The organism is Bosea vestrisii, from assembly GCF_030144325.1.
Taxonomy (GTDB): domain Bacteria; phylum Pseudomonadota; class Alphaproteobacteria; order Rhizobiales; family Beijerinckiaceae; genus Allobosea; species Allobosea vestrisii_A.
Genome location: NZ_CP126307.1, coordinates 300144 through 326701, shown reverse-complemented (window position 1 = coordinate 326701; position 26558 = coordinate 300144). Strand labels below are relative to the sequence as shown.

Here is a 26558-nt window from a genome sequence, read left to right as displayed (position 1 = left end):
CCGGCGAATGGCGCGCCGCCCTGCGATTGGCTGCCTCATGGCCCGACGCGACGGCCGAAGTCAGAAAGGCATGGGAAGGCTGCGTCCGACCAGAATTCCAAAGGCAGCTTGGCCGCGATCCCGAGGCGCTTATCGAGGCTGGCAAGGCGGCGCTGAAGGCTCGGTATCTTTAGTGGTGAGGATGATGCACAGGACGTGCGACGAATGGCAGGCGCCTACACATCTCAGATATTGCGGCACGGTCGGCGACACTTCTGCTCTTGGCCGAAACTAGCGGCAGCAGCTTTAGCTGGGATAAGTCTTAAACTCCGCAAGTATATTATTCAGCCGAAGAACTAACGTGACAGAGCGGGCCCAGGCGGTGGCACGATCAAGTGATTGCGTAGGAATGGGACTAAATACAACCACTCCCCCCACAGTCGTCCCTTTTACCCGGCCCATGCTGCAAGAGCCAGCGCGCAAAGCCGGTCTGCGCGGGAGCAACACGTACAGTTGCTGTTCCAATCTCGCCCTCCGAGAACGGTTCGTAGCCGACGACGAACATCGGGGTCGGCACTACTGTTCCGGCCGCGCTCGCGCCAGCGCGATTTGCCCAGTTCCAGAGTTGCATCCAATCTGCGTTGGTTCCTGTGCCCGGACGCAAGATCGGCGGATCGCCAGGCTCTACTGCCTCTGAGTTGCGAGCGCCGGGAAATGCCGTCGATAGTGAAGGCAGCTTCCCGGGATTCATGTTCCAGCCCGTTACAACGACCGCCTTGCTTCCAGAGCGGCTTCGGACCCGCATCGTCACGTCGAACCGAGCACCATATCCCGTGTCCCAATGATTCAGCTTCACAGCCTCGGGTCGCGCCATCAGAAGGCCACTATAGAATTGCGCTGCGAGATAGCGCCAATCCTCAGGTTCGATACCGAGTTCGTCGATGAGGAAGGCGGCTTTGGAGCGACCGTCTTTGTGTTCGCGGTCGAAGAGATATTTGGTGAATTTGCCCTCCGGCATGATCGCCTGGAGCACGTCGCTTGGCTCTCCGATGGATTGAAACTCGAAAATCTTTCCATCGCCCTTTTCGAAGAAAACGCTTGCGATCTCTTCGATTACACGTGTTTCGACAGTGTGTACTTGCTTCTGAACGATGTTAGCTGCCGCCCTTAATCCTCGCTCGGAGAGGTGGACTTTCGGCAGCCCCTTTGGTCCTTTCGATGCTAGCCAGCCGTACTCCTTCCATAACAGACCTTTAGGCCTGAATTCCGTGGCGCCTGCCAGCGGCCAGTCCTCGTCTCCTTCGAAGCTGCGCTCCTGAACAACGCCTCCACCCACCGCTGCTGCGGCATATATCAAGACATCAAAGAATGCGGTCCGATGTACTGGGTTGCCGGGATCGATTGCGAAACTACCAATATAACCGGGAACCGTCTTGAGAGCAGCATTTATGGTATCGCGAATGCTATCGTGAAGCGCCGACAGAGCGATGCATTCCCCAGTGTGACGGCGGAATATTTCGTGGCCTTGTTCCCGATTAAGACTGGACCATCCTTGATCGAGCGAGTCTAGCCAGTCCCAGATCGTGTATTTGTAGACATCTTTATCGTGCGAGAGTGTGCGCCCGCTTCCCCTCACAAATCCGCGGACAGCACTCGTGCGCTCGGCGAACTTCGATAGCAAGGGCATCCCCACGCGGATTTGTGCTCGAGTTCGGCCGGCAGGATCGGCGTTGGATAATGCCGCTAGGACCGCGGCGGTGAAAAAAGGCAGCTGCGGATCCGGTAGGCCATCAATGCTGCCGTCAAACAGAAATGCGTATGGCCCCGCTGAATTCTGCTCGTCGATGCCCAAATTGAACTCCTGCCGCGAGTATGGTTGCCGCGGCGGACGCACAACTCGTTGCATCAGTACGGCATGCCTAAGATATCGCCGTACTTGCTTGGAAGTCGACAGCTTCAGGTTCGATCGACTTGGGCCCGGATTAGCCCGTCAAAGCGCGCGCGAGCTGGCGTTGCGGTAGCTTTGCGGATCGACCGCATTCCGCCCGTCTTGGAAGGTTTGCGATTGTTAGCTCACGACCCATGCGGCTTTCACCGTGACGTTTCCTGCGTCAGATACTCATGGGGTTTCTAGGCTGCCATCTAGCGGCGGCGGGCAGCGACGGCGCGCTATGGCCGAGCGGGCGCGGCTTATTATCGCGCGGTGCGATCGCGGCCGGGTCATATCTGCTCCCGGCTGCCATGGCATGGCCGGGCCTCAGGCTCGCGCGGGTCTTCTCGTTTTCCGCCCTTCTGTCGCGCGCGGCCCGAAGCCCGCGCAGCCGGGCTTCCGCTGCCGCCTTGCGGATGGTCGCAAAGAAAGCCGCCATCGGGTGCGGCCGGCGCATGGCCAGGATTTTGCCGCAGTGGGCGATTGTGCCCTCCTCCGCCGCGATCCGGGCATCGGCATTAGGGGCCGGATCGAAAATGGCGCTGAGCCAACTCATTGCGCGCGCTCCGTGGTCTGGCCGTAGCGGGCCTCGAATTCGGCGTCAGTCATTGTCTGCGAAGGGCGGCGGGTTCCAAAGTGGAAGCCATCGCGCCCGAAGCCGAAGCGGAGGATGCCGCCGGATAGGTCCGTGGGCTCGGCCGCCGCCGCTACCAGAGCGCCGGCTGCGGCGTTGGCTAGATCGTCATGGGCGCCAGGTGGATGATCGACAGAGTCCCGGCCGGATCGGCTGGTTCGGCGCTCAAGCGATGTCAGCTGAGTTTGCAGCTTGGGCAGGTCGAGCAAGCGGATCGATTGGCTGTTTATCTGTGGGAGCAGCTCTAGGTAAATCTCGCTGCGGGATCTGGTGGTGTGCTCGTATGTGACGCCGTTGGCTGCGAAGGCGCTGACGACCCATTGCGCTGCATAGCGGTCGCCTGTGACGGTGTGCAGGCCATAGGACTTGATCGTGTTGCAGAACTCCGCCGTAGCCTGGGCGGGATCGAATGGCGGCCTGATCTCGCGGGCAAGGTCGAGAACGGTTTGGTTGGTGATCAGGTCGCGATGGGCGATGCCGAGCGTCATGGAGTCGTTGCTGCCACCGGATGGGTCCGCGAAGGCGAAGTATTGAACCCGGCTGCCGGGAATGCCGGGTATCGATGGGATCGGCGGGCGCTCGCGGACATTGCGGTCGGTGCAGGCGGCGACGGCATCGAAATCGAGGAAGCCGGCGACATCGCTGCGGAATTCCGCGCCATATTCGGCTGCTGCGGCTTGGGGGTCATCGCGATAAGCTGCGGCGATGACGCCTTTTTCGCGATGCAGGGTTGGGTTCATCCGCCAAGTCGGCGCCTTGACGATCAGGATGTCGGGCTCGCCGGGCTCGGGAAGGTCGCCGTGGTGCCGGCGGAATTTCTTCCAAAGCAGGCCGCGCCGGGCATATGGGGAAGAGATGCCGATCAGCATGGCGCCGGGGATCGTGGCCATGGCGGGCGTCAGGGCGTCGTAGACGGCGCTGTCCGGGTTGACGCTGTTGCCCTCATCGCTCATCCAAAAGGCGACTTCGTCGAGGACGGCGGCGACAACGGTTCGGCCTCGGACGCGGCGCCTGTCGTTCGTGGTGATCTCGATGGCTAGGCCGTTCGTCAGCTCGATGCCGTCCGGCATCTCCTTTTCAACCATCGATGCGAGGAGCGGCTGCTTCATCATGGCGCGGAGGTAGCCGAGGCAGACCTGAGCCTGGTTGCGATCGACGGCGAGAAGCTGAACGACGCCGCGCTCGCCGGGCGTCAAATACTTCTGGAAGTTGAGGAAGTGGGCGCCGATCGTCGCAATGTAGGCGATGATTGATGCGGCCTTGACGTCTTTGCCGCTGCGTCGGCCGGCGATCAGCCAGGCCTCTGTCACCGGCTTTTGCGGCGCCTCGGCGCGGCCGGTCAGCTCTTGGAAGATCGCAAGCTCGTCAGGATTGAGGGCCTCGCCGAATATCGCCTTGTCGAGGACGCGCCAACATTCCCAGGAGTCGGCGGCGAACCATGGGCCAAATAGCGCCGGGTCGCGGCAGGCGGCGGCATAGCTGCGATCAGGCGGGATCATCGGCTGCCCCTTGCGAATGGCACACGCGGCGGAGGCGCCGGCCGGCGGCCCTATGCCGCGCCGGGATGGCCGGCCCCTGCCCTGCGCGCGGCGCTGCCAAGGCCATCAGCCCACCAGCCAGCCCGATAGCTCGCGGCCGTCAGGAGCCACGGCCTTCGCGACATCGTTTCCGACCTTCCCGGCGAGGTATGACGCGAGATCGCTCGCGACCTTCGCCCTGCGCTCTAGGCCAAGCTCTTTCAGCAGCCGCAGCAGCATGGTGGTGTTTTTGGTGTACTCGTCCGGCAGGCCGCCTGTCGTGAAAAACCGGCTATCGACAACCTCGCACCAAACCTGAAGCACCACGATCCGCTCTAGCAGCGCCGCCTTGGCTTCGCTCAGATCAGCGCCGAGGTCCTTTTTGTAGAGGAGCACGAGACGCTTGCCGCGCATTTCTTCCCAAGTCGGCTGGGGGATGCCAAAGCAGAACTCAGGATCGAGGCGAAGCAGGTTCCACTCGTCGGGCGGCAGCCGGGGCGAAGGGCAGCGCGCGATCTCGGTATCAATGTCGATTTGCATCGCGAATTCCTCGCGGATCGGGGGCCAATTAGGGGGCTGCATGCGATAGGAATGCGATATCGCCATTCCTATATAGCATCTAGGCGGATGATGCTTCCGCCGCTGCGGAAAGGCAACCGATTTCACCGCCTTCGAGCCGCCTGATCGGGCGAGCCCAGGAGGGATACCGGTGCCATTGGCAACGGGCGCCGTGCTTCTCTGGTGGTGTTGAGAGGAGTGCTGGCTGCGCATCCAAGTGGCGAAGATTCGCCACCAAGGATGGAGGCCGAACTCTGCGCCGTCAGCCCTTACGCGTGCGCGGGCACTCGGACGGGTGCGCGGAGGGCGAGTTCGTATGGCTGAAAACAAGGGTCGAGCAAAAAGAGTTGGAAACTGATCGGTATGGGTCTTCGGGGGATTGGCGGATGGCCGGGGGAGAAGGCTTGTCCCCCGCGTTAGGCCCTTTGTTGAAGGGGTTTTCGAGGGTTGGGGGACAGGGGGATAAGACCCCCTATATCTCGCCAATTTTTACATAGAGGGAGACCCCAAAAACCTGTCCCCCAATCCCCCGACCCTGATAATTTTTCCGGCCAGCCCCAATCCTGTAACCACATGCCAACCCATTCTTCCGCCCTATCACTCCCCAACCATCTTGAATTTCAATGCACCTTTTTCCCCCGCCGACTTCTCCAACTGGCCACCTCGAACCATCATCTCAAGCGCCTTCAGCAACAGCTCATCTGAGCCCTTATTCCGCTCTTTGAACGCATTGTTGTTCTGAGCCCGATCCTTCAGCCACCAGAATGGAACCCATCCATCCTGGATGACGCGCTTCCCGTGCTTGATCTCTCTGGATTTCTTGCTGCGCTCGAACCACTCGGAGATTGCGCTTTCCCGCGTCCCATCAGTGGCATCGCCGCTATCGCCCCGATCAAATGACGCAGCGAGAGAAACGAAACAGTCGAGCGCGAAGGCCAGCCCCCAGGCAATATCCGCCTCGCCAATCAGTGGCCTTTCCCGATCGCGCAGCACCGCGCTGATGAGGGCGAGGCGCTTTGCCGACATCACCACGCGGCCGAACATCGCATAATGGGCAGGAAGGCGTTTGCCGTTGACCTCTCGCATCAGGGCGGCGACAGCCTGATCCAGCCGCCAAGCCGCAGCCTTCGCCGCGACATCATACTTCACGCTGACGGTCAGCGCGGCGGCGCGTTTGGCTTCTCTTTCGGCCTCATCGAAATCAGGCGCGGAAGCGTCATCTGTGGGATACTCCGCGTTGCTGGCCTTAAAGTATGCGGTATCGAGATCGTTGATGTCATCGAGCAGCCGCGAGAGCCATTTCCGAATATCATCCGGCAGCCGCGTCTCGACTTCATCATCCGGGATCGGGTCGCCGCCATGCGCGTCATGGAACGAGATCAGAAAGCGTTGCCCGCCGCCCGAGGCCAGGAACTCGCTCGAATAAACCGATGTGAAGATCGTCGGGGTCGTTGACCAAATTGCACAGAATTGGGCGGCCTTAATTGGCCTATCGCCGCGCTTCCTGCCCGATATTGATGACGGCGGAAACATCGCGGGCTCGCCAAGGCCTGAGGCGTCATAGAACTCATAAATCCGGTCGCGCAGCTCCTCGGCCTTGGTGCTCATCGGCTTCGCGATAGCTTTGAGATCGCTGCCGGCATCGGCCCGATAATGGATCGTCGTTCCCGTGTGCTGCACATCACCATGTAGCGCCTCAGGTGAGGAGATCGAGCCATTTATGACGTGGCCCTTCCGCATGCGGCGGGGGTTCCGGGCCGCTCTGAATTTCTTCGGCCAATAGCCGAGCGCTAGGCCCTTGCCTGTCCCAGATGGCGCGACCAGTACGAAGCTCTGCGCCGCCGATAGCCCGCACTCGGTCTTGTACTTCCTGCCGAGGAGCCCGCCCATGAACGCGATAGTCGACAGGAGCGCAAACTTCCGAAAGGGCAGCTTCATGGCCTCGCAATTGGCGTCGACTAGGCGCGACATCCATGGCGAGCTTTCCGGGCTTGAGGACGACACGCATGCGAGCAGCCTGCGCCTGATCTCCCGCAATCGGGCGCCGCCTTGGAGCTGCTGCGGCGCATCCTCCCCCTCCTCAACCTCGACCGCGCCTCCTGCCTGCATGGCCTCCAGCAGGCGCAGGGCCGCCGCCGCTTCGGGGCCAAGCCCGGCGCAGCGATCATCCGCCGGCACAGCATCGGGCAACGGGCGGCTGTCCCAGCCGCTAAGATCGACTGCTTGATCGAGGGCGCGGGCTTCCGCTGCCTTCGCGGCGCGATATGCATCATAGCCGGCGCGCTTCGAGCGGAGGATGCCCGGAAGAAGCCGCAAGCACTTTTGCGCCCGGCTTTCGCGGGAGCCGGGCGGGGGCGGATGCCTGGCGATAGCGCTCGCCATGACGATGCGCTCGATCTGCGCTGGATTGCCGGATATGCGATCAAGAATGCTGATCGCATGTGTCAGCGCCATCGAGGCGCTTGGCGTTCCCCTCGGCGTCGGCACGAGCTTGCCACCGGCCAAGATCGCATAGCAATCATGCTCGCTCTTATCCCGAAGCTTGGCCTGCGCGATCACCTCATCATCTGAGAGGTCAAGCTGGCGGCCATAATCGGTGCTCGACCCGACTTCGAATTTCGCACCGCTTTCGTCCGTTCCAGCGGCGCTCTTCGACTGCGCAAAGTCGCCGCTTGCTTTCAGCCCCTCGAAAATCTCTGTGAAAGTCTCCGTAAGGTCGGGAAGCGTGTCCTCGGCGCCAAAGCGCCTCGTGGGATATTGCTCGCCGGTGATATAGACATAGCCGGAGTGGGCGATCAGCTGGCCGCAGAACGCAAACTTGCCGTTGTGGAGATATTTGCAATCCGGAAGCGTGATCCGAAAGAAAATATGCGCGCCCCGGCCTGACTGCGACAGCATGACAAGCGCGCCGGCCTCGCGAAAAGTCTTCACGATGAGCAGGTTGCACTTAAGCTGCTTGTCGCGTTTTGCCTGAAGCTCCGGTTCAGGCTCTTTGCCAAGCGCTAAGCGCCTTTGATACTCCTTCTCCGGGTCATCCAGATCCAGCGCAACGAAACCGAACTCTGCCCGCATTGCCACCGCAAGGCCGAGAATCAGATCAGGATGTTTGTCCAGCTCAGCCATGGCGTCCTCGAATGACACCAGATTTTCCACGTCATCGTTTCCAACCGGTCGCGTTCTGCCTATCTGCGCGAGCAGCTTCAGGTTCTGCGGCTTCTTATCCTTGTCGTAGCCGGCATACATGCTGGTAGCATGAAAATCTTTTGGAAGTTCGGACAGCCAAAGCTTTCGATTTAGCGTTATGAATTCAATTCGCTCGTCGGATGCGGAGCGTCTGTGCGCATTAGCTACGGCAGACATAGCAATTAATCCCTGAGCATGATTTTATATTGATAGCCGCCAAGGATAGCTATAGTATCCGCCTGCTGATGATGGATAATATTGCTGCGCTGACGGGGCCTCGCGATCATCGCGGGGCCTTTTCATTTATTCAGGCTGTGAAGGCAGCGTTATATACTGAGGAGAGATCAGGATGAGTTGCCCCGCCCGGTGCATCGCTCATCACGCCACCTCGGTAAAAGCCGCAGGCGACCTGACTTCGAGGCCGAGCGGCGAAACTTCCCGCGAGGCCATCCAGGCTTGAACGGCGCTTTCTCGCCAAGCGACGGCCTTCGGGCCGAGCACCAGCGGACGGGGGAAGATGCCACTGTTGATGTAGCGGTAAAGGGTTGAGGTCCCGAGGCCAGTCATGGCCTCGACATCGGGGCGACGGAGGAAACGATCTCCTGTCGGCGCTAGGGTATTGTGAGAACGAGTCACGGCCACGCTCCATCACCCGCATCTTTGGCGGGGCAGGCCGGCAGCCCCCTTGCGGCGGCGGGCCTAGGTGAGTGTGGTGACTCCAATTTTGGTGTTAGGGATCGCGCCGAATCATTGCAAGCCCTCAAAAGCGCTTGGGAATGATAATTCAGACCGCTCCGCCCCGGATCGCATGGACATTGCCGCCCGCTGCGCGCGCGGGCTGCGCGCAATAGCCGGCCCAGGCATCCATCAGCTTGCGCCGCTTCGCTAGGGCATCGCCGCGCCGATAGGCCGCCTCCACGCCCTTCAGCGAATGGGCGAGTGCCGCCTCGATGACCTCGCGCGGGAAGTTGCTCATGTCGCCGGCCCAGTCGCGGAAGGATGAGCGGAAGCCATGCACGGTCAGATCAGCGCAGCCATCTATGCCTTGCAGGAGGGCCAGCATTGCCATGTTTGATAGGCCCCTTCCCTTGCGGGCGCCGCTAAACAGGAAGGGGCTGCCCTTTTCGCGTGGGACCGTTTTTAGAATTTCGAGGGCGCGGGGGCAAAGCGGAACCTGATGCTCTTTGCCACCTTTCATGCGTTCCGCCGGGATCGTCCAGGCGCCGGCCTTCATATCAATTTCTCCCTCGGTGGCTCCTATGATCTCGCCCGTTCGCGCTGCAGTTAGAATAGCGAACTCAAGGGCTCGCGCGCTGATGCTGTCGTTGTTTCGCAGCCGAGCCATGAAGTCCGGCATGTCGGCGTATGGCAGGGCTTCGCGATGCTTGACCCTCGCCACCTTGGATCGAGCAGGAAACGATTTATCGAGGTGGCCTTTCCATCGGGCCGGATTTTCGCCCGCGCGGAAGCCGCGAACCTTCGCCCAGTCGAGGACCTGCTCCATGCGGCCGCGAAGGCGCACTGCGGTCTCTGTCTTCTCGGTCCAAATCGGATCAAGAACTTGAATGATATGGGCGGTTTCGACCTTATCGACAGGCAAGCTTCCTATCAGCGGATAAGCATAGGTCATCAGGGTCGCCGTCCATTGCGCTGCATGCTTGCCGCTCTTCCACCCCGCCTCATTCGCCTTGATGAAGCGCTCGGCAGCCTCCTTGAAGCAGAGGGATTTGGCGGCATCGGCGCGCAGGGCGGCCTTGGCGGCGTTGCGCTCCTCGATAGGGTCAATCCCGGCATGCACCTTCTGTCGGGCTGCATGCGCCTTCTCCCGCGCCTCCTTCAGGCTGAAGAGATCGGCGCTCCCGAGCCCCATCTCCCGCGACCGGCCAGCTAGCATGAAGCAGAAGAGCCACGACTTGCTTCCCGACGACCCAACGCGGAGATAAAGCCCCTGACCATCGAGGTAAGCGCCGGGCTTGGTCTCCTTCGCCACCGCCTGCGCGCTCAGTCGATTTATTGATCTTGCCATCCCAGCCCCCTATCTAGCCCCCAAATTAGATTGCCAATCTATGGGAACAAATGGGAACGAGCAAGGAGAATAACTCCATTTGATTTCAATTGCTTAGGCTGATTTAGGATACGCTTGGGAACGTGTGGGAACCACGGCGGATAGCCACCCCTTCCGCCATCACACCGCTAACTCGTTGGTTTTGCTCTAAGTATATGGCGTCTCAGGGAAAAAATCCCTCAACTGCTACACCGGACTGCTACACCGGGGGCGGAGACGAGATGCCAGAGCGCCTCCTGAAGCGAGAAGCGACGTACTATTTTCGAGCCAAGTACCCCGCTGATTTGCAGCACCTCTTCAAGGCCGGGGACCGCTGGAAATCACTCGGCACGAAGGAGCTTGCTGATGCAAAGCTCAAGGTGCGGGTGGAAAGCGTGCGATTTGATGCCGAGATGGCAGAGCTGCGGAAGCGACTCAGCGAACCGCCGAAGGCCAGCCTTACCCGTAGCGAAATAGACGGGATTGCAGCGGCGTACTTCCACGAACTGATGGCAGAGGACGAGGAGCACCGCAGCCAACAGCTCTCTGATCGGGAGTTTGAGGCGAAGGAGCAATCGTTCGACATCGTATCGCCCGAAGCCCGCAAGAATGCTGCCCGTGGGAATGTCGAGCCGTTCCGCGATGAGTTTGACGATTGGCTGGTGAGCAATGGTCACAAGCTCGACCATCAGGCTCCGGTCTATCGCGAGGTGCTCAACAGGATGCTGCGGGAGTTCGTCAGGCACCTTGACGCCGTCGCTCAGCGGCAAGCCGGGGACCCGGTAGACACGCCCCCTGCCCCCACCCCTGCGGATACCGGCCCGACCCTACGGGAACTCATCAAAGCGTACCTGAGCGATCCGGCAGCAAGCCGGAACTCCAAGACGCTCATGACCTACACCATCGTTTTCGACGCCCTCGCGGAGATCGTTGGCGAGAGCAAGCCGGCTCGCGACATCACGCGGGCGGACTGCGAGCGGGTGCGTGATGTCCTTCAAATGCTCCCGAGCAACGCCCGCAAGAAATACCCGGACACGCCTTTGCTGATGGCCGTAGAGTTGGGAGCGAAAGACGGTGCGCCCGTGCTGGGTCCAGGCACCGTGAACAACTACCTCAACAATCTCGCAGCCCTCTTTAACTGGGGACAGGAGACGTGGCGGATCGAGCGGAACCCTGCAAAGGGACTGTCGGTCCACGACCCGGTCCCTGCCGGAAAGAAGCGAGACTCGTTTCCGGCCGACGCTCTGCCGAAACTCTTTCAGTCGCCTCTATACACAGGCTGCAAAGACGACGAGAGCGGCTACGCCAAGCCCGGCCCGAACCGTCCGAGGCGCGGGCGCTTTTGGGTCCCGCTTCTCTCGCTATTCCATGGTCTCCGACTCAGCGAGGCTTGCCAGCTTCACGTGGCGGACGTGCAGGTTATCGAAGGTGTCAGCGTCCTGCTGCTTAGCGACGAGCTGCCAACCGATATGGACACCGCCGACCGCAAGAGGATCAAGACGGCGGCAGGCCGGCGCTATGTCCCGTTACACCTTGAGCTGAAGCGCATCGGCTTTCTGGAGTTCGTGGAGGACGCCCGGAAGGCCAAGCGGACCCGGCTGTTCCCCGAAATCGCTAAGGATGCCCACGGCTACTACTCGCAGTTCTCCAAGTGGTTCGCGCGGTTCCTCGACAAGGCTGGCGTGAAGACCACGAAGATCACTTTCCACTCCTTCAGGCACTCCTACAGGGATGCTCTGAGGCGCGCGAAGACGCCTCGGGATGTCGTGCAGGCGCTTGGTGGTTGGGCGAGTCAGGGAACTGACGACGACTACGGGAGCGGATTGGAGCCGCCGTACCTCGCAGAGTATGTGGGGAAGGTCGAGTTCGCAGACTTGAGCTTGCGGCACCTTCATGCCGAGAAATCGAAATGACCGGACCGAAATCCGACAATCCTCCTATCAAGCATCACTACATCCCTGCCTTTTACCTGAGCCGGTGGAAGGGCCCCGATGGGAGGCTCTGTGAATACTCTCGGCCGCACATCGAGATAGCGGTAAAAAGGCGCGCGCCCGATGCCACCGGTTTTGAGAAGCGGCTTTACGAGCTTGAAGGTTACGAGCCTGCGCTCGCCCAGCAGGTGGAGGAGAAGTTCTTTAAGCCCGTTGATGGCTGGGCTGCGGACTCCCTCGACCTGCTTGAGCGTTACGGGCATCGCGCCCCGTGGGATAGCCACTCGCGGTCAGCGTGGACACGGTTCGTGCTGTCGCTGCTGCTTCGATGCCCTGAAGACATCGCGGGCTTTCGGGAGTGGTGGCGCGAAGACTTCGGCCGTACAGACGATGCCTTGGAAGCGCAATACCGGGCGCAGCGATCATCGGATGCTCCGGAGACATTCTCGCAGTATCTCGCAGCGCGGCCGATCTCTCAGATCGAGCGCCATCAGTTTGAAATCCTCTACTCGCTCGTGGACAACGCGGGCGCGGGGGGCAAGATCAACGACATGCACTGGCGGGTACTTGAAGGTTCGGACGATGGCCCGACCTTCCTGACTTCTGACCGCCCAGTCATTCGGACAAACGGGCTTGCACAACGCGGCGGGCATCTGGCTCTGCCGATTAGCCCACGCCTGCTCTTTATCGCCTCTCATGATGCTGCGCTTCTCGAGCATTTGTTGCGCGCGCCCCGCATCGTGCTGGTCAAGGAGGTCAACAGACATGTTGTTCAGTCGGCGGTTCGTTTCGTTTACGGCGTGGACGACAGTCAACTTCGATTTGTCCGGAACCGCTTCGGCAGGGTTCCCCAGCCACGGCTCATGGAGAGCGTCATTCGCCGGCGTCGCGAGGCTGTGCCCTTAGTATCAGGCGCGTCTTCGGATGTTTGATTTAGAAGCCCGAAGCGGCTTTCCTAGTTGCGCGCGTGCTCCGCGCCCTAGTGAATGCTCTAGAGAGTTAGGATGACGGTCGTCACTCGCCCCTCAACTCGTATGAGTCGGCACCACCGCTATGCTCCAGTCGGAACTTGCATCTACTGCGGCACCACTGCGGGGCGGCTGACCGACGAGCACATCATCCCCGAGAGCTTCGGCGGAGCTCTCCTGCTACCCACAGCGAGCTGTGATGATTGTGCGCGAGAAACGCATGCTTTCGAAGGTCGTTGTGCCGGCCAGCTCTTCCGTCCGGCGAGACGCGCGCTCAGGCTTCCACAGCGAAATCGAAATGCTAAGGCCAAGGTCCCCGAAACCTTCGATGCGGACATAGACGAGAAGCCAGTCAAGGTTGCGGTGGCGGATTTTCCGCCGCTACTCATCACCTTCGCGTTTGATCCTCCCGGGATCATTGTGAACCAGCCGCCGAACGAAAGCTTTTCCGGAAGGGGTGGTCATCAGCCAGCTTCCCGAGTTTTCTGAGCGGTTAGGACGCCTCTCAAAAAAGCACGCGGCGCAGAAGGGAGTATCGCTTCGCACCCCAGGCGATAGCGCCGATCTCGGCAGGATGCTGGCCAAAATCGCCCACGGCTATGCGGTCGCGGAACTCGGCTATGGCAACTTCGAACCTTACCTACTGAACATCATCCTCGGGAAACCGCCGATGCATCTCGGTCACTATGTCGGCGGCCTCTTTGGTGACGCCCCCAAAGGTGCTGATCTTCACGAGATCCGCCTTTCTGACTTTTGGGGAAGCCAGCACGTCGCGGTCGAAATCCACATGTTCGCTGATAGGTCGCTTCCGAAATACCTCGTCATTGCTGGCAAGGCGTCCTGATAACGAAAGGCCCCGACGCGGGGCCAGGGCCTTCAATCTGGTGGGGCGGCTACTCTCGACAAGACGACAGTGTTTCGCTTTGGCCTAAAACAGACGATGTTACTTCAACCCTTTAGGGTCCCCAGAGCCGTGAAGAAATCATAGCCGAGATAGACGACTGCGCTCATGGAAACCTCCGCGTGAAAATCGATGTGAACCGAGAGACAAACGAAGACCCCGAGATGAAGCAACAGCGCCGTTCCAGCTCCGCCGCGAATGAAAGCCGCCATTTCTGCCGAGCTGCATTCCCCGCCACAGTAGCTCCCGCACTCCTTCGCGGTCAACGGTGACCGACCTCTACTCGGCATCGTGGGCGAACGCCCAACCGTGCCCTTGGCGAGTCTAAGGTTAGCGTCGGTAGAGTGCGATTGAACTCGCGGATAATCGGCCGCCAAAATCTCAAAGCCCTCCCCTCTCCGGCCGCTTCCCGATTTCCCCCGTGGTCCCCTCGCGTTACCTGTAGGCCGCCATCACGGAGCCTGCCGGCGTCCTACGGGGCTGTTTTGTTTTGTGCCCTGTTCTGATGCGAGCTTTTCGATTTAGATTGTCCCAACAGACTTCAGCAATTGGGGCCGTTCTGGTGGACTGGACAAGATCAGAGATCGCTGCCTACGCCGCCCTCGCAGTTTCGTTGGGCAGCTTTGCTATTGCAGGCTTGGCGCTTTGGCGTGGGATTGACGCATCACGGCCGAAAGCGTGGCTCGAACTGCTGCCAACAGCCAGCCCGCACGTTTGGCAAGCCACGATCTATCTCCGCAATTTGTCACTGATACCCATTCGGCTCGTCTCGGTATCCGTTGACGTTGTCGAAGTGCCGGCTGGAAAGAAGCAAGACCTGTTGCTGGACGCCCCTACACTCGATGAGGCCGGGCCGGCCACAGGTGGAAACATGAAGATGCCTATCCCGACTACGGTTGCAGCTATTTTGCCGGGGGAGACAGGCTCGTACTCGTTTTTATATAAGCGCGCGCTCCTCCGTAATGCGCGTTCAGTTACTCTTTCGGTCGGCGTGAAGTCGTTACATAGCCAGCCGCGTCACGCCCGCATCAACGTGCGACAGGACATTCCGGGCGGCGGGATCACGATTGGCATCGCGTCGTCTGCTTGACGCGAAGTGGCCCTCGGCATTCATCGAAACTGATACATCAGGGTACACCCTGCCGTGACTCCCACATGTTACGCCCAGCGCGTCACATCAGGGTTGACATCAGCCATTTGTTACGTCAAGCGTCACACGTCTAGACCATGATGTTACATAAAGGCCCTACCATGACGAAGATCGGATACGCCCGCGTCTCGACCACGGACCAAGACTATGAGGGGCAGGTTGAACGGCTGAAAGCCGAAGGCTGCACGACCATCCGCAAAGAGAAGGTCAGTGCCGCAAGCCGGGATGGCCGTGACGAGCTTGCCGCCATCCTCGACTTCCTCCGCCCCGGCGATGAACTGATGGTCACGCGGCTCGACAGGCTCGGCCGCTCAACTCGGGATGTCCTAAACATCGTCCATGAGTGCGACCTGAAGGGTGCCAGCCTCACCGTCCTGGAGCCCCACGTGTCCACCAAAGGCGACACCGGCAGGATCGTGCTCACGGTCCTCGGGATGGTCGCAGAGATGGAGCGGGGCTTCATCAAAGCCCGCCAGCGGGACGGTATCGCCAAAGCGAAGGAGGCCGGGGTCTACACAGGCGGGAAGCGCAGGATTGACGCAGACAAGGTGCGGAGCCTGAAGACGGCCGGCAAGGGTCCTACGGAGATTGCGAAGGAGCTTGGGGTAAGCCGGATGCAGGTCCATCGCATCTTAAACGCTGGGTCCGTTTAAACGCGAGCATGACGCAACGGCGTCGAACTGTGGATAAGGCGGCCCAAAACCATAAAAAAAATCAGCACAGCGGCCAACGGTTTCAGACGCTTAGAATAGTTCACCCGTCGCATGCTCTAAGCGGCGGCGCGGCGCCGAGATTGACAACCCCCTTAGAAACCGGCCTGCTTAGATTGCTGCCTTCGGGTTCCTCATCGCTTTTTCTTGCTGAGAGGACCGCCCCAATGCCCAGCCCCCGAAAACAGGAAAGCCCGCATCGGCTGAGCTTCAGGCTCGGCCCTTGGTTTGAAGCGCAAGGCTCTGGCTACGGCGTGCTCGCCATCTTCCTCGGCATCGTCGGCTACGGCATCGGCCGTGCGGCGGGCTTCTGGTAGGCTCGCCGCGTCCGCAGGAACCGGCCGAATACCGCAAGGTGTCCGAGCGCCCCGCTGCCGGCCCCCCGAAGGTCTGCCTTCTAGCCCCTTCACGGAAACCCCGGCAAACTCGGCAGGTTTCCCTAGGGCGCCCTGCCCGGCCACATGCCGTTTCCCGCTACACGCCTCCGGGGCTGGAGCTCCTGCACACCCCTGCCCGCTACCATCGTACCCGGAAGACCCTGCCAGCCGTCCTGCCTGAGGAGTTACCCACTCCCGGACACATCACAGAAATGACTCGATGGTGTCTGATCGAGTCAAAAAACTGATTAGACCGGAAGCGGACAAGGACTCATGAAAGTGTAGCCATAAGGCTGCCTTTCCGGGGACCGACCGTGACAACCTCTAGCAACAGCATCTCTTTCTCTCAGTATCTCTGCATTCCTTGCGTCGGAGAAGCGTATGCCTCGCGAGAGGATACCCGACGTTATTGGCTCCCGTTCTTCCATCTCGACATCCACCGGGAAGGCGACACTTGCGAAGACGGGCAAGAGGTCAAAGGCGATGGCCCCATCCGCGCTTTTTGCCTTCGCGCCGGACGCCTGTTTGTCACCGTGGATCGTCCCCGCGTGGATAACAGCGGGTGCGGCGAGGACCCGCTGATATGGAACCAGACCGCGTGGCTGACCCTCGCGGTCCCTACCCTGATCCTCGCGACGGTTTCCGCATGTGCCTTCGGAGGTGTCTTCAAGTCCCTCATCGCGAAGCCCTTGGGTTGGGTTCCGGAGCGCAGCCGAGCCCTCCTCCCCGAACTCTGAAGTCACTTCACTTTTCGGATGCCTACACGGCCGGGGCGGAGCAATCCACTCCGGCCTTCCTGTCTCTGTTCCCACCGCAGGGAGCCACTCAAATGCCCGCCATCACCTTCGTCCTCGGGGTCCTCGTCGTGCTGATCTACTCCCCCAGCCAAAAGGACACGATCCGACATGCCATGAGCCTTTGCGGCCCTGACCAACCGGAGGGGAGCCGGCCGAGCTACTGCCAGAAGAACTGCCCATGACGACGCATTCCCCCAGGACGAAACCTGCCCGCGCCCTCCCGCCCCTCGCCCGGCTCCTTCAGGTCCTCCAGCGGCTCAACCAAATCCACGACCGATGGGAGATGAGGTCGGCCGCAGCGTTCGTGCTGGTCGCCTGCCGGGGAGAGATAGCGAAGCCGGAGCTGGAGAAGGCGCTGACGATGGGAGCCGGCAGCGGCTATCGGAACATCGTACTCATGGAGGATGCGCTGTTGGTCCGGACCCGGAAGGAGAAGGGCGTGCTTGTGGTGAGCCTGACGGAGTACGGCAGGGGCGTTGCAGCGGAGATTGAGGTGCTATTGGGTAATTAGGGGCCACCTTTAGCCTATGCGGCAGGTCGATTGGGTTGCACCCTTAGCTACGTCCGCCTTCCCGCTGCCCGCCGCGCCGTCGCTTCAGGTCGATTAGGTTGCGCCTATAGCTAATACGGCGCGGTCCTCGCGGCCCACTTAGCCGATTAGGGGCCACCATAACCTATACGGAGCCAAAAGTGGAGTGACTTCACTTGTGAAGCTCCGCTCCACCTTTCTCTCATCCGTCGCTTTAGCCTCATACACAACTACAGGAGACCCATGCCGATGCCTTACGAGGCCCTCCGGCCACCCGACACAACCACTGATGACCGAACCGGACAGCTCTTCCTCCGCGTTCCCCTCGCGAACTCTGACAGGCTCGCCCGCATCTCACCTCAAGACCATGAGCGGGTGCTTGCCGCAGGCTTCTCCCCAAATTGGTATCTCCACCTCGGATACGTCACGACCTATGCAAAAGCTCGCGGCCATGCCCGAGTTGCCCGTATCATCCTCGGGCTCACGTCCCCACAGGATCGCTCAGTGCGCGTCTCATATGTCAGCGGCGACCACACCGACCTTCGCCGCCTGAACCTGACCACCCGCAAAGTCTCAGAGACCAAGCCCCGCTACGGCAGAGACGACAGACGCCCGCAGGCCCGCTCGGGAGCCGGCTGGCGAACCTAGCCGACTTAGCTGACCCAACCTGAAGTCACTTCACCGACCCGCCCTCAGTGGCGGGTTTTCTCATTCTCAGGGCCTCCGGCCCATTGGAGACCGACCATGCAATACCAGCAAGAGGTCCTCGACCGCGCCACCGGCCGGCTAGAGACCAAGTCCATCGGAGAGTGGATCACGACCACCGAACTCGGCGAACGGTACGGGGTCGGTCCCAAGACCACCCGTCTCATTCTTCATCACATGGGCATCCTCGCTAAGGAGGGCGTCCGCTTCCGACTTCCCCGAAGCCTCGTAGAGGCGGGGGTTGGCCTCCGCCATGACAAGCCCAAGTCCGGATACCCCTTCGACGTGTTCAGCCCCCATGGGCAAGCCGTCATCAACCAAGGATGGCACGAAGCAAGAGCCGACTATGAGAAGGAGTGTCGGAAGGATGATGAGGTCGGCGACGTCAGGAGCGCCCTCACCGCCTTCAAGGCGACCCGTCAGGAGCCGCTCGATACCCGACAGCTCACCTGTTGGGTGCTCGACCACTACCCGCAACTGATGCTCAAGACCGTAGCGACCATCCTTGAGGTCACACCTGCATTGGTCACGCGGTACAGCAAAGCCCGCAAAGCACAGCGAGCGGCTTGCCAGCGTCGGAAAGAGCGGCCGCTATATTGGGCAAAGCGGATGGTCGGGGACAGAGTCCCACCTCGGGGTCGAAGCTGCACCGCGCCTGTCGAAGCCATCAAGTGGTCAGACAGTGAGGTCCTGCCTGATGGATACATTACTCAAGCACTTTACACCCCGGATTTCAGTCGGCGCTGGGTGAAGCCGACTGATCCGAACTTCACCATTGTTGAGCTTCTCAGGTACGCCCCAACTCTTCATCGGATGTCGCCAGCTCAAAGGCACCACCGAGTGTGGATCCTTCCGAAGGACGAGAACGATGAGTGAGTTACTCGCCCAAATCGATGAGCAATCACCAACTGGCTCTGAAGCCCTGCCTCATCGAGAAATCACCGTCCACTTCGACGGCTCCTGTCTCGGCAATCCCGGCCCAGGCGGATATGCAGCGATCCTCGTCAACACCCTGACAGGCTCCCGCAAAATCCTGAAAGGCCCCCTGCCCGACACGACGAACAACCGCGCGGAACTCACAGCCGCCATCAAGGCCCTTGAAGCCATCCGGCCGGGAGCCTTCGTCACGATGGTCGGGGACTCTCAGCTTGTCATCAAGGGCATGACGGAGTGGCGCTTCGGCTGGAAACGGAACGGCTGGCGCGGGTCGGACAATAAGCAGGTCAAGAACCTCGACCTTTGGCTTCAGCTCGTGGAGCTGTCGGAGAAGCCCGCCAAGCTCAAGTGGGTTTGGACCAGGGGCCACGCAGGTAACATCCAAAATGAAGAGGTCGATGGGCTGGCGAAGTCAGAAGCCAAGAAGGCCGCACTCAAGGTCGTTTAGGACCATGCGAGGGATAAAGCTGTATCCGGCTTAGAAATGCACTTCTTGAAGTGCTGCCCATCCGAGCCAATGCCCTCTCTAAAGTGCATCACGTGTGGATTGCCTGCTGTATCGACGTAAGCGAGCGCCATCTCGAACTCGTCAACAAATCCTCGCACTTCCAACGTCCAATCGACCGGGTCGCGCTCCTTGATCACTCTGATGTAGTTGTTGTAGCCCCCACAAGACAGGCCGTACGCCAGTCTCCGTTGTTGAGTCCAGAGAGGTCTAGCTGATCGCCTATTGAAGGTGACCGGCCTCTGAATATCGCTCGATACCTCGCTAGTTCGGAAGAGACCTTCTCATAGTCCGGCTCACCTTGGCCCGTCCACTGACTGCCTAACCTCGCCGGAATAAGGCCCGCCACGACAATCAACAGCCCAACAGCCACAACGGCTGACAGTGCTGTCGCTAAACTCGAAATCCAACGCAAAATGGCGGCGTCCTCTCCCGATGCGGGGGGCGATCGTACGCAGCAACACAGCTCGTCAGCAATTCTGAAATCACTTCACCTTTCCAACTGTTGTCCACACCCGCCCGGCTCCCCAGCTCGGCGGGCTTTTTCATTCCCCCAACCCCGAAAGACCCCTTGTCCCAACACCTCTACTCCGACCTGACCGCTGCGATGGAAGCCGACCCCGTGGAAGGCTTCCTGATCGGCAGAAACCCCAAAGACTTGACGGTTTCCGAGCTTCGAACCTTCGGCCATGAGCCTAGGCCCATCCTGAGGACGATCCGCGAAAAGTGCCTAGATTGCAGCGGCGGAAGCCGTTCCGAAGCCCGGCGTTGCACGGCCGTCGCCTGCCCCCTCTGGCCCTTCCGAATGGGCTCAAACCCTTCTACGGACACCAGCAGGAAATCCCGGAACCTGAGCCGGTTTCGGCCTAGTCCCAGCCGGCAGGGGCTTCGCCCCGTCTTCACTCACCATCCCGTCAAACCTGCCGAGTTTCCGGCAGTTCTCCGGCTAACGCCCGCTTCAGCGGCCCAAGCCAACATCCCCTCACAGAAAGCCTCAAGCCAACATGGCAGACACCACAACACCCCAGCGCATCGCGCCGGGCGAAGACGCATTGCTTGACGAGCTGGACGCTCTCGAAGCCTCCGGCCAATCGCTCATCGCCCCTCCCCCCACTCAAGAGTCCCCTGCCGCGCGATATAAGCCGGGAGACGACCCGCTCGTTGACGAGCTGTTGGCCCTCGAAAGCTCCGGCCAGTCACTCATCGCTCCCGCAGAGCCCTCCAGCGGTCCCCTCGCCACAGCCGGCAAGGTCGCCAAGGATATCGGCGGGGGCATCCTCGAAATCCCCGGACAGGTAAACCGGGGCGTCGCTTCGGCGATCAACGAAACCTCCGGGGCCATGTACGGCCTCGTGACGCAGCCCGCCGTGAAGTGGGTGCACGAGAACCTCTTTGACATGTCGGGCATCGCGCCCGGCATCGTCAGCGGAGCAGCGAACCCGCTGGCCCTCCCGCTGGATACCGCAGTCACCCCGAAGGCCACCACCGTCACCGGAGGTCTCGTCAAAGAGGTCACTCAGTTCGCTTCCGCCTACTACACGGGCGGGCGCTTCCTGAAGGCGGCCGGCATGGTCGCGGCCCCGACTGTCGGCGGCGCGGTCGCTCAAGGTGCGGGCCGTGGCGCTCTGGTCGATATGCTCTCCTTCGACCCCTATGAGGAGCGCCTGTCGAACCTGATCGAGACGCACACCAACCTCCGCGATCCGGTCACTCAGTTCCTCGCCGCCCGGCCGGATGACACCCAAGCCATCGGCCGACTGAAGAACGCGGCTGAAGGTCTCGGCATTGGCATGGCGGCGGAGGGCTTGATCCACGTCGTCAAGGGCATCAAGGCAATGCGGGCGGGCGACCGAGAGGGGGCGGTCAAGGCGTTCGATGACTTGGAGCAGTCAGGCTTCAAGCCGGAGGAGCCGGACCTTTCGAAGGACCGCGCTCCAGAGCCGGAGGAGGCCGCTGCAAAGCCTGTCAACGACAACAAGGCCGACCCCAACGCCAACCCTGAAGCGCCCGCCAAGGAGGCCCCCAAGGACTCTGCAGAGGCATCCGCGAAGGTCACCGAAGAGGCAGGTCCGAAGCCCTTGAACGACAACGTCACGGCTCCCGAAGCGCCGATCAAGGTGGACGAGAAGGCCCTGCGCGAGAGCGTGGAGCTGACGATCACCGAACAGGCTTGGGGCCAAGGCCGGAACCTCTCAGGCATCCGCACGGACCTGATCGAGAACGGCGACGACCTTAACGCCGTCATGTCGGCGACGCAGCGAATGTACGCCGATGCGATTGCCAAGCAGCGCGGCGGGGCCGATGTCCTTACCAACGACATGCTCAAGGCTCAGGCCGACGAGCTGGCGGACATCGTCGGGACCAACTCAACGGCCCTGATGCAGCAGATCGGGAAGACGGCAGGGGAGCTTCAGAACCTCCCGGCCACCATGCTCATGTATCGGGACGTGCTCACCACGGCCTATACGAAGCTCACCGACATCGCCGCGATCTATCACGATCCTCTCGGCGGCGTCGGCCCCTACAAGAACCGGCAGGAGGTCACCGAGGCGTTCATCAAGAACTACGAGGTGGCCGCCAACATCCAAGCCTACTACCGGGGCCAGCAGACGCAGATCGCGCGTTCGCTGAATGCGATGAAGATCACCGCGAAGAACCGTGCAGGGGCACTTGCAGACCTCGATATGGAGAGCCTGCGGGGAGCCGGCGAGGATCGCTTGAGGGCGATGGCAGGGGACATCGCAGCGGCTGGGAAGAACGCTGACGGGTCGCTCAACACCAAGGCCGTCTCGACCATCATCCGTGGCGGGTTCGCCGAGAACCTCGTCAACGCAGTCATCTCCTTCCGCACCAACGGCATGCTCTCCGCCCTCACGACGCAGACGGTCAATCTCGTGTCCTCTACGATGACCGCTGCGCTCCGCCCGGCCGAGAAGTTCCTTGCTGGGGCGACCCGCTACTCCACTCCGGAGGGCCGGGCTCAGATGGCGGAAGCTGCGATCCAGTACGGGACTATGGTGGCGTCCGTGAAGGACGGCATCAGCATGGCGGCCAAGGCGTTCCGTCTCAACGCCCCGCAGCTCGACCCCGGCCGTTCTCGAGTTATGGAGAACATGAGCTACAAGCGCCCGCCTTCAGAAGCCTTTAACATCCAGAACTCGACCGTCGCCATGGTCGCGGATGCCCTCGGAACGCTGGTGAACTTGCCCGGCCGCTCGATGATGTCGATGGACGAGTTCGTGAAGCAGATCAGCTATCGCGGCGAGGTTCGGGCTCAGGCGTACCGCGAGGCCATGCAGGAAGGCTCGTGGAAATCCGGCGACTTCACCACCTTCGGACAGATCGTATCGAAGCGCCTGGACGAAAGCGTTGACGATGTCGGCCGGGCTATGAACCCGGACGCTCTGGAGTACGCCCGCGAGAGCACCTTCACGAAGGACCTGAAGGCGGCGACTTGGTTCAACAAGCCGACCATCGGCGAGGACCTCCAGAAGTTCGCGGGCAACCACCCGTCTATGCGGGTCATCATGCCGTTCATCAGGACCCCGACGAACCTCCTGCGGTTCGCTTGGGATCGCACGCCGGTCCTGAACTTGGGCCGCAAGGAATACTACGACGCTCTTTCAGGAGCCCGTGGTGTCCAAGCGCAGGCCGACGCGAAGGCGAAGATGGCGATGGGTGGCATGCTTTGGGGCGGCGCGGTTGCGCTGGCGACTGAAGGCTCCCTCACCGGGGCCGGCCCGCAGGACCCGAAGCAGCGCAAGTTGCTGGAGGCCACCGGCTGGCGTCCGTATTCGATGCGGGTTCAGAAGGACGACGGCTCGACCGCCTATGTCAGCTTCGCCCGTATGGACCCTTTCGCGGGGTTCCTCGGGATGGCTGCGGATTACACCGAGTTGGCTGGCGGCATGTCGAACGATGACATGTGGGAGACGGCCGGCAAGGCCATGGTGGTCACGTTGAAGCAGCTCAGCTCCAAGTCCTACCTTCAGGGTCTTACGGAGTTCCTCGACGCCCTGACGAGTCCCGACAGGAACGCGGAGAAGCTCGGCAAGAGCCTTGCGGCTTCGTTCGCGCCGAACGCCATCGCCAAGATGAACGACGACCCGTATTTGCGGGAGGCGCGGTCAGCCATAGACGCGGTGCGGCGCAAGGTCCCCGGCTTCTCTCAAGACCTCGACCCCGTGCGAAACATCCTCGGCGAGCCGGTCACTCCGCCCCCGACCTACGGGCCGGGCTGGCTGTCACCCATCGTCGCTGGCGTCCACACCGGGAAGGAACAGCCGACCACCAAAGAGTGGAAGGCGAGTCCCCGCGAGGACGTGAAGGACGAGATGGCGCGGCTGGCGCTCATTGGCGACAAGGGGTTCACGCACCCGCCGACCACCCACGAGGGCGTTGACCTCCTCGACTACCGTAGCCCGATCACTGGCAAGACAGCTTACGACCGCTACTTGGAACTGACCGGGGAGGTGAAGATGGGCGGCATGAACGTCCATGAGATGCTCGCCGCTGAGATCGCCAGCCGCGCCTATCAGGACATGATGACGGACGGCGATGAGGAAGAGGACCTCGACGGGTCCCGTATAGGGCACCTGAAGATCGTCCTTGGGGGCTTCCGCATGATGGCGATGGAGGCTCTGAAGAAGGAGATGCCTGACCTCGCTCAGGAAATCACCAAGGGCCAGATCGCGAGGGCTCGGGCGCTCGTGCAGCAGCCCAAGCAAAACTGAAGTCACTTCACATTCATCTAAACGGCCCTACTCGGATCACTCCGGGTGGGGCCTCTTTTTCAGCGGCCACGTCGAAAGGCATGCTCGCGCCTTTGGAGGGAGCGCGATGGCTTGGAGCTTGCGACTGATCGGAGTATGCGCGGTGCTGTTCGCCACCTCCGGCACGGATGCTCAGGAGGACCATAAGCGCAGCTGGCTAAAGCAACAGTTCGGCGGATGGACGGGCCTAGCTTTTCATTGCGAGATCGCGGGAAATAGCGACAGAACCGCAGAAAACCTCTGCTCGTGGGCGACACAGCGAGTGCGCATTTTGGCGAGGCAATCTGGCGCACCACTGACTGTGGCCTCGTCCGACCCCTTCCAGCGCGTGCTGGACAAGCGGAAGGTGTCCGGCAACCCGCTCGATTTGGTGCTCTATCTGTCTACGACGATCCCGAAGTCTGGCGGCGTCACCGCTGTGTACGTCGCGGTTAGAGCTTCGCCGCATGTTAGCTTGCCGCGCGATGACAAAGGCGTAGGGCCTAGGTCGGGAACTCTTGTAATGTGGGAAACGCACACGATCGGGACCGGGATGGCGGGCCCCGAGTTCGAAGTGGCGCTCCAGCAACCCATCGAGCAGAACTTGATGAAGTTCCTCAACGATTACGCCGATGGTCAGCATTGACCGTCGAGCGTCGGCTTTCGACGCGGGCTATCGTCCTTACCAAGTCGGTCACCACACATAGGCGGCAACGTCAGCCGGTACTTCCCCATACTGGACGAGAATGACCGCCGCTTCAAAGTCGCCCAAGTCCGGATCGCCCGTTCGGGAGAACGCAACCGCTCCCTCATGCGCGGTGGCGAGTCGGGCCGCTCGGCTCCTCGCGATTAGCTCTGATTGAGCCTCTACGGCTTCCCCCGCGCAGAGATTGCCGTCTTCATCTCGGCCAAACGGTAACGCCACGAAATAGGTCACGCTTCCCATTGCCATCTCTCCGATATGAGAACATACCTAGAACACCAGATCGCAAGCAGGAGTCAAGCGATGGCAGGAGAGGAGCCGGCAGCGGCGGTTGAGGAGACCACCGAAGCGGAGATTGACGCGGTCCTGTACGAGTTCAAGGGCAACCCGAGGGACGCGATAAGTGCCCTGCTACATGACCTGAAGGTGCTTGCCCAGGACAGCAATCGGAAGGTGTCCAAGGGATACGTGAAGGGACAGCTATGGAGCGTGAGGAAGTTCGGGTAGCGTGACTGCTTCCGATCCCTTACAGACACTAGCGGCGCGGCATGCGTTAGGCGATCATCTGAGATGCGCGTAGCTGCAATCTAGGATTTTCAGCCTGAGCAGCGGAGAGCCGCTTGAGACTTGGCATCAATCTGCGCGGCGACCTCGCGAAACTCCAGAATGATGAACTCGCTTCTCATTTCGAGAAGTGCCTCACCTACCGGGAATGGCTCGCATCGCACGCAGGCGACCGGGCAAACCGTTGGCTTTACAAGAGCGGGCTCGCGATGCCCTTTGGCAGAGGCCCTTTGCACGCCCGCATCTGCTATCGGATTATGGGCCTAGCTTATGGAGGCTCTTGGAACGGTTTGAACGGTCGCTCTTTGGGTGACCTTTTCGTCCTAGATTGTGAGATCAAGGACGTTGTGGACGAAATAAAGCGCCGTGAGCATGCCGCGCAGCGGCACCGCACGAGACGCTGAGCAATGCCGCTTCCGACCCGTTGCGGACGATAGCGAGATGGCGCCTGATAAATGCGGACACTACTTAGGGAAGTTCACTATTAATAATAGACTTGCCACGAGAGCGACAAAGCCAACACCGTTATGCCCATTCATCGCATACGCGAAGCTTGCGAATGGGATACTCAACGCAATGATCAGCGCAAACGTGTGACGACTCTTGCCTCTAGGCCCCAAGAACAGCGCAGGCACCCAAATGAGAAACGAGAAACCTACAATCGCCAAGGCAAGGAGGAGTAAAACCTCCATCATTGCTCCCGCGCTCCTTCGAGAAACGCCAAGCTGCGCTATGCGCTGGGCGTAGATGCGGAAGCCTACCATGGCATTTCACGGAAGTAAGCAACGTCAGCTTTCCACCCATTGCGGAAGTTGAAGAATGAGCTCCCTCCTCCTTCAAACATGCCATACTCGCTACAGGTCCCCCTACAGACCCGCTCGCCGCTTCAGGCTACCGTAGGGCTCCTGAAGGTTCCCGGTCGCTGGATGAGGCAAGGCATGGAAAAGAGTCACTCCCCTGCCCGCATTTCGCCCGCCTACACCGCCGAGGATTTCATCCACCCCATAGCCAACCTCCGGGAAGCCGCGAAGGCAGGAGGCTACGCGGGGCTCGCCTACTTCCTCGACATGTGCCTAACCGAGGCTACTATCCAAGCGGACGCAGATGCCCGGAAGGTCTCAACCAGCACGGCGCACCGACCAACTTGAGGTTGCTCAGACGATGACCTAGCGTCCGTCCAAGGAGT

21 protein-coding genes are annotated in these 26558 nt (G+C 60.9%); 14 read left to right on the top strand and 7 right to left on the bottom strand.

Annotated elements, in window-relative coordinates; translation table 11 throughout:
• Positions 1 to 394 precede the first annotated feature (394 nt).
• The 7 genes from QO058_RS01555 to QO058_RS01525 all read right to left on the bottom strand — a co-directional run bounded on the left by QO058_RS01555 (position 395) and on the right by QO058_RS01525 (position 9827).
• Entirely contained in the window at positions 395 to 1831 is a 1437-nt protein-coding gene (locus QO058_RS01555; RefSeq protein ID WP_284169993.1) for a DUF6883 domain-containing protein, read from the bottom strand.
• A gap of 259 nt (positions 1832 to 2090) precedes the next feature.
• The gene (locus QO058_RS01550; protein ID WP_284169992.1) at positions 2091 to 2465 is read right to left on the bottom strand and encodes a hypothetical protein; all 375 of its coding nucleotides are present in this window, start codon (positions 2463 to 2465) and stop codon (positions 2091 to 2093) included.
• A complete protein-coding gene (locus QO058_RS01545) occupies positions 2462 to 4042 on the bottom strand; it encodes a hypothetical protein (RefSeq protein ID WP_284169991.1) in 1581 nt (526 codons plus the stop codon). The genes QO058_RS01550 and QO058_RS01545 overlap by 4 nt, the downstream gene beginning before the upstream one ends.
• A gap of 105 nt (positions 4043 to 4147) precedes the next feature.
• Entirely contained in the window at positions 4148 to 4600 is a 453-nt protein-coding gene (locus QO058_RS01540) for a hypothetical protein (protein WP_284169990.1), read from the bottom strand.
• A gap of 615 nt (positions 4601 to 5215) precedes the next feature.
• Positions 5216 to 7978: a hypothetical protein gene (locus QO058_RS01535; RefSeq protein ID WP_284169989.1), complete on the bottom strand. Its 2763-nt coding sequence runs from the start codon at positions 7976 to 7978 to the stop codon at positions 5216 to 5218.
• Positions 7979 to 8179: 201 nt separating this feature from the next.
• On the bottom strand, positions 8180 to 8437 hold the full coding sequence (locus QO058_RS01530) for a helix-turn-helix transcriptional regulator (protein ID WP_284169988.1): 258 nt from the start codon (positions 8435 to 8437) through the stop codon (positions 8180 to 8182).
• A gap of 148 nt (positions 8438 to 8585) precedes the next feature.
• Positions 8586 to 9827 (bottom strand): tyrosine-type recombinase/integrase, encoded by a 1242-nt coding sequence (locus QO058_RS01525; protein WP_284169987.1) that lies wholly within the window; start codon positions 9825 to 9827, stop codon positions 8586 to 8588.
• Positions 9828 to 10087: 260 nt separating this feature from the next.
• Here QO058_RS01525 and QO058_RS01520 point away from each other — a divergent pair, with 260 nt between their 5' ends.
• The 14 genes from QO058_RS01520 (at position 10088) to QO058_RS01455 (ending at position 25776) form a co-directional block, all read left to right on the top strand.
• A complete protein-coding gene (locus QO058_RS01520) occupies positions 10088 to 11758 on the top strand; it encodes a site-specific integrase (RefSeq protein WP_284169986.1) in 1671 nt (556 codons plus the stop codon).
• The gene (locus tag QO058_RS01515) at positions 11755 to 12708 is read left to right on the top strand and encodes a DUF4238 domain-containing protein (protein ID WP_284169985.1); all 954 of its coding nucleotides are present in this window, start codon (positions 11755 to 11757) and stop codon (positions 12706 to 12708) included. The genes QO058_RS01520 and QO058_RS01515 overlap by 4 nt, the downstream gene beginning before the upstream one ends.
• A 72-nt stretch (positions 12709 to 12780) precedes the next feature.
• Positions 12781 to 13233: an HNH endonuclease gene (locus QO058_RS31320; RefSeq protein WP_432211999.1), complete on the top strand. Its 453-nt coding sequence runs from the start codon at positions 12781 to 12783 to the stop codon at positions 13231 to 13233.
• Positions 13202 to 13588 carry a hypothetical protein gene (locus tag QO058_RS01510; protein ID WP_284169984.1) on the top strand — a complete coding sequence of 129 codons (387 nt, stop codon included), beginning with the start codon at positions 13202 to 13204 and terminating at the stop codon, positions 13586 to 13588. The genes QO058_RS31320 and QO058_RS01510 overlap by 32 nt, the downstream gene beginning before the upstream one ends.
• A 619-nt stretch (positions 13589 to 14207) precedes the next feature.
• Entirely contained in the window at positions 14208 to 14735 is a 528-nt protein-coding gene (locus QO058_RS01505; protein WP_284169983.1) for a hypothetical protein, read from the top strand.
• 161 nt (positions 14736 to 14896) lie between these two features.
• On the top strand, positions 14897 to 15448 hold the full coding sequence (locus QO058_RS01500) for a recombinase family protein (protein WP_284169982.1): 552 nt from the start codon (positions 14897 to 14899) through the stop codon (positions 15446 to 15448).
• A gap of 224 nt (positions 15449 to 15672) precedes the next feature.
• Positions 15673 to 15822 carry a hypothetical protein gene (locus QO058_RS01495; RefSeq protein WP_284169981.1) on the top strand — a complete coding sequence of 50 codons (150 nt, stop codon included), beginning with the start codon at positions 15673 to 15675 and terminating at the stop codon, positions 15820 to 15822.
• Between the two features lie 1035 nt (positions 15823 to 16857).
• Positions 16858 to 17190 (top strand): hypothetical protein, encoded by a 333-nt coding sequence (locus tag QO058_RS01490; RefSeq protein ID WP_284169980.1) that lies wholly within the window; start codon positions 16858 to 16860, stop codon positions 17188 to 17190.
• 762 nt (positions 17191 to 17952) lie between these two features.
• The gene (locus QO058_RS01485) at positions 17953 to 18789 is read left to right on the top strand and encodes a hypothetical protein (RefSeq protein ID WP_284169979.1); all 837 of its coding nucleotides are present in this window, start codon (positions 17953 to 17955) and stop codon (positions 18787 to 18789) included.
• Complete coding sequence (locus QO058_RS01480; protein ID WP_284169978.1) at positions 18782 to 19297, top strand: ribonuclease H family protein; 516 nt, start codon at positions 18782 to 18784, stop codon at positions 19295 to 19297. The genes QO058_RS01485 and QO058_RS01480 overlap by 8 nt, the downstream gene beginning before the upstream one ends.
• Before the next feature lie 1061 nt (positions 19298 to 20358).
• Positions 20359 to 24087, top strand: a complete 3729-nt coding sequence (locus QO058_RS01475; RefSeq protein ID WP_284169977.1) for a hypothetical protein — start codon at positions 20359 to 20361, stop codon at positions 24085 to 24087.
• 142 nt (positions 24088 to 24229) lie between these two features.
• Complete coding sequence (locus tag QO058_RS01470) at positions 24230 to 24751, top strand: hypothetical protein (RefSeq protein WP_284169976.1); 522 nt, start codon at positions 24230 to 24232, stop codon at positions 24749 to 24751.
• A 360-nt stretch (positions 24752 to 25111) separates the two neighbouring features.
• Positions 25112 to 25315 carry a hypothetical protein gene (locus QO058_RS01460; protein ID WP_284169974.1) on the top strand — a complete coding sequence of 68 codons (204 nt, stop codon included), beginning with the start codon at positions 25112 to 25114 and terminating at the stop codon, positions 25313 to 25315.
• Positions 25316 to 25428: 113 nt separating this feature from the next.
• Positions 25429 to 25776, top strand: coding sequence for a hypothetical protein (locus tag QO058_RS01455; RefSeq protein ID WP_284169973.1), 348 nt, complete (start codon positions 25429 to 25431; stop codon positions 25774 to 25776).
• Positions 25777 to 26558 lie beyond the last annotated feature (782 nt).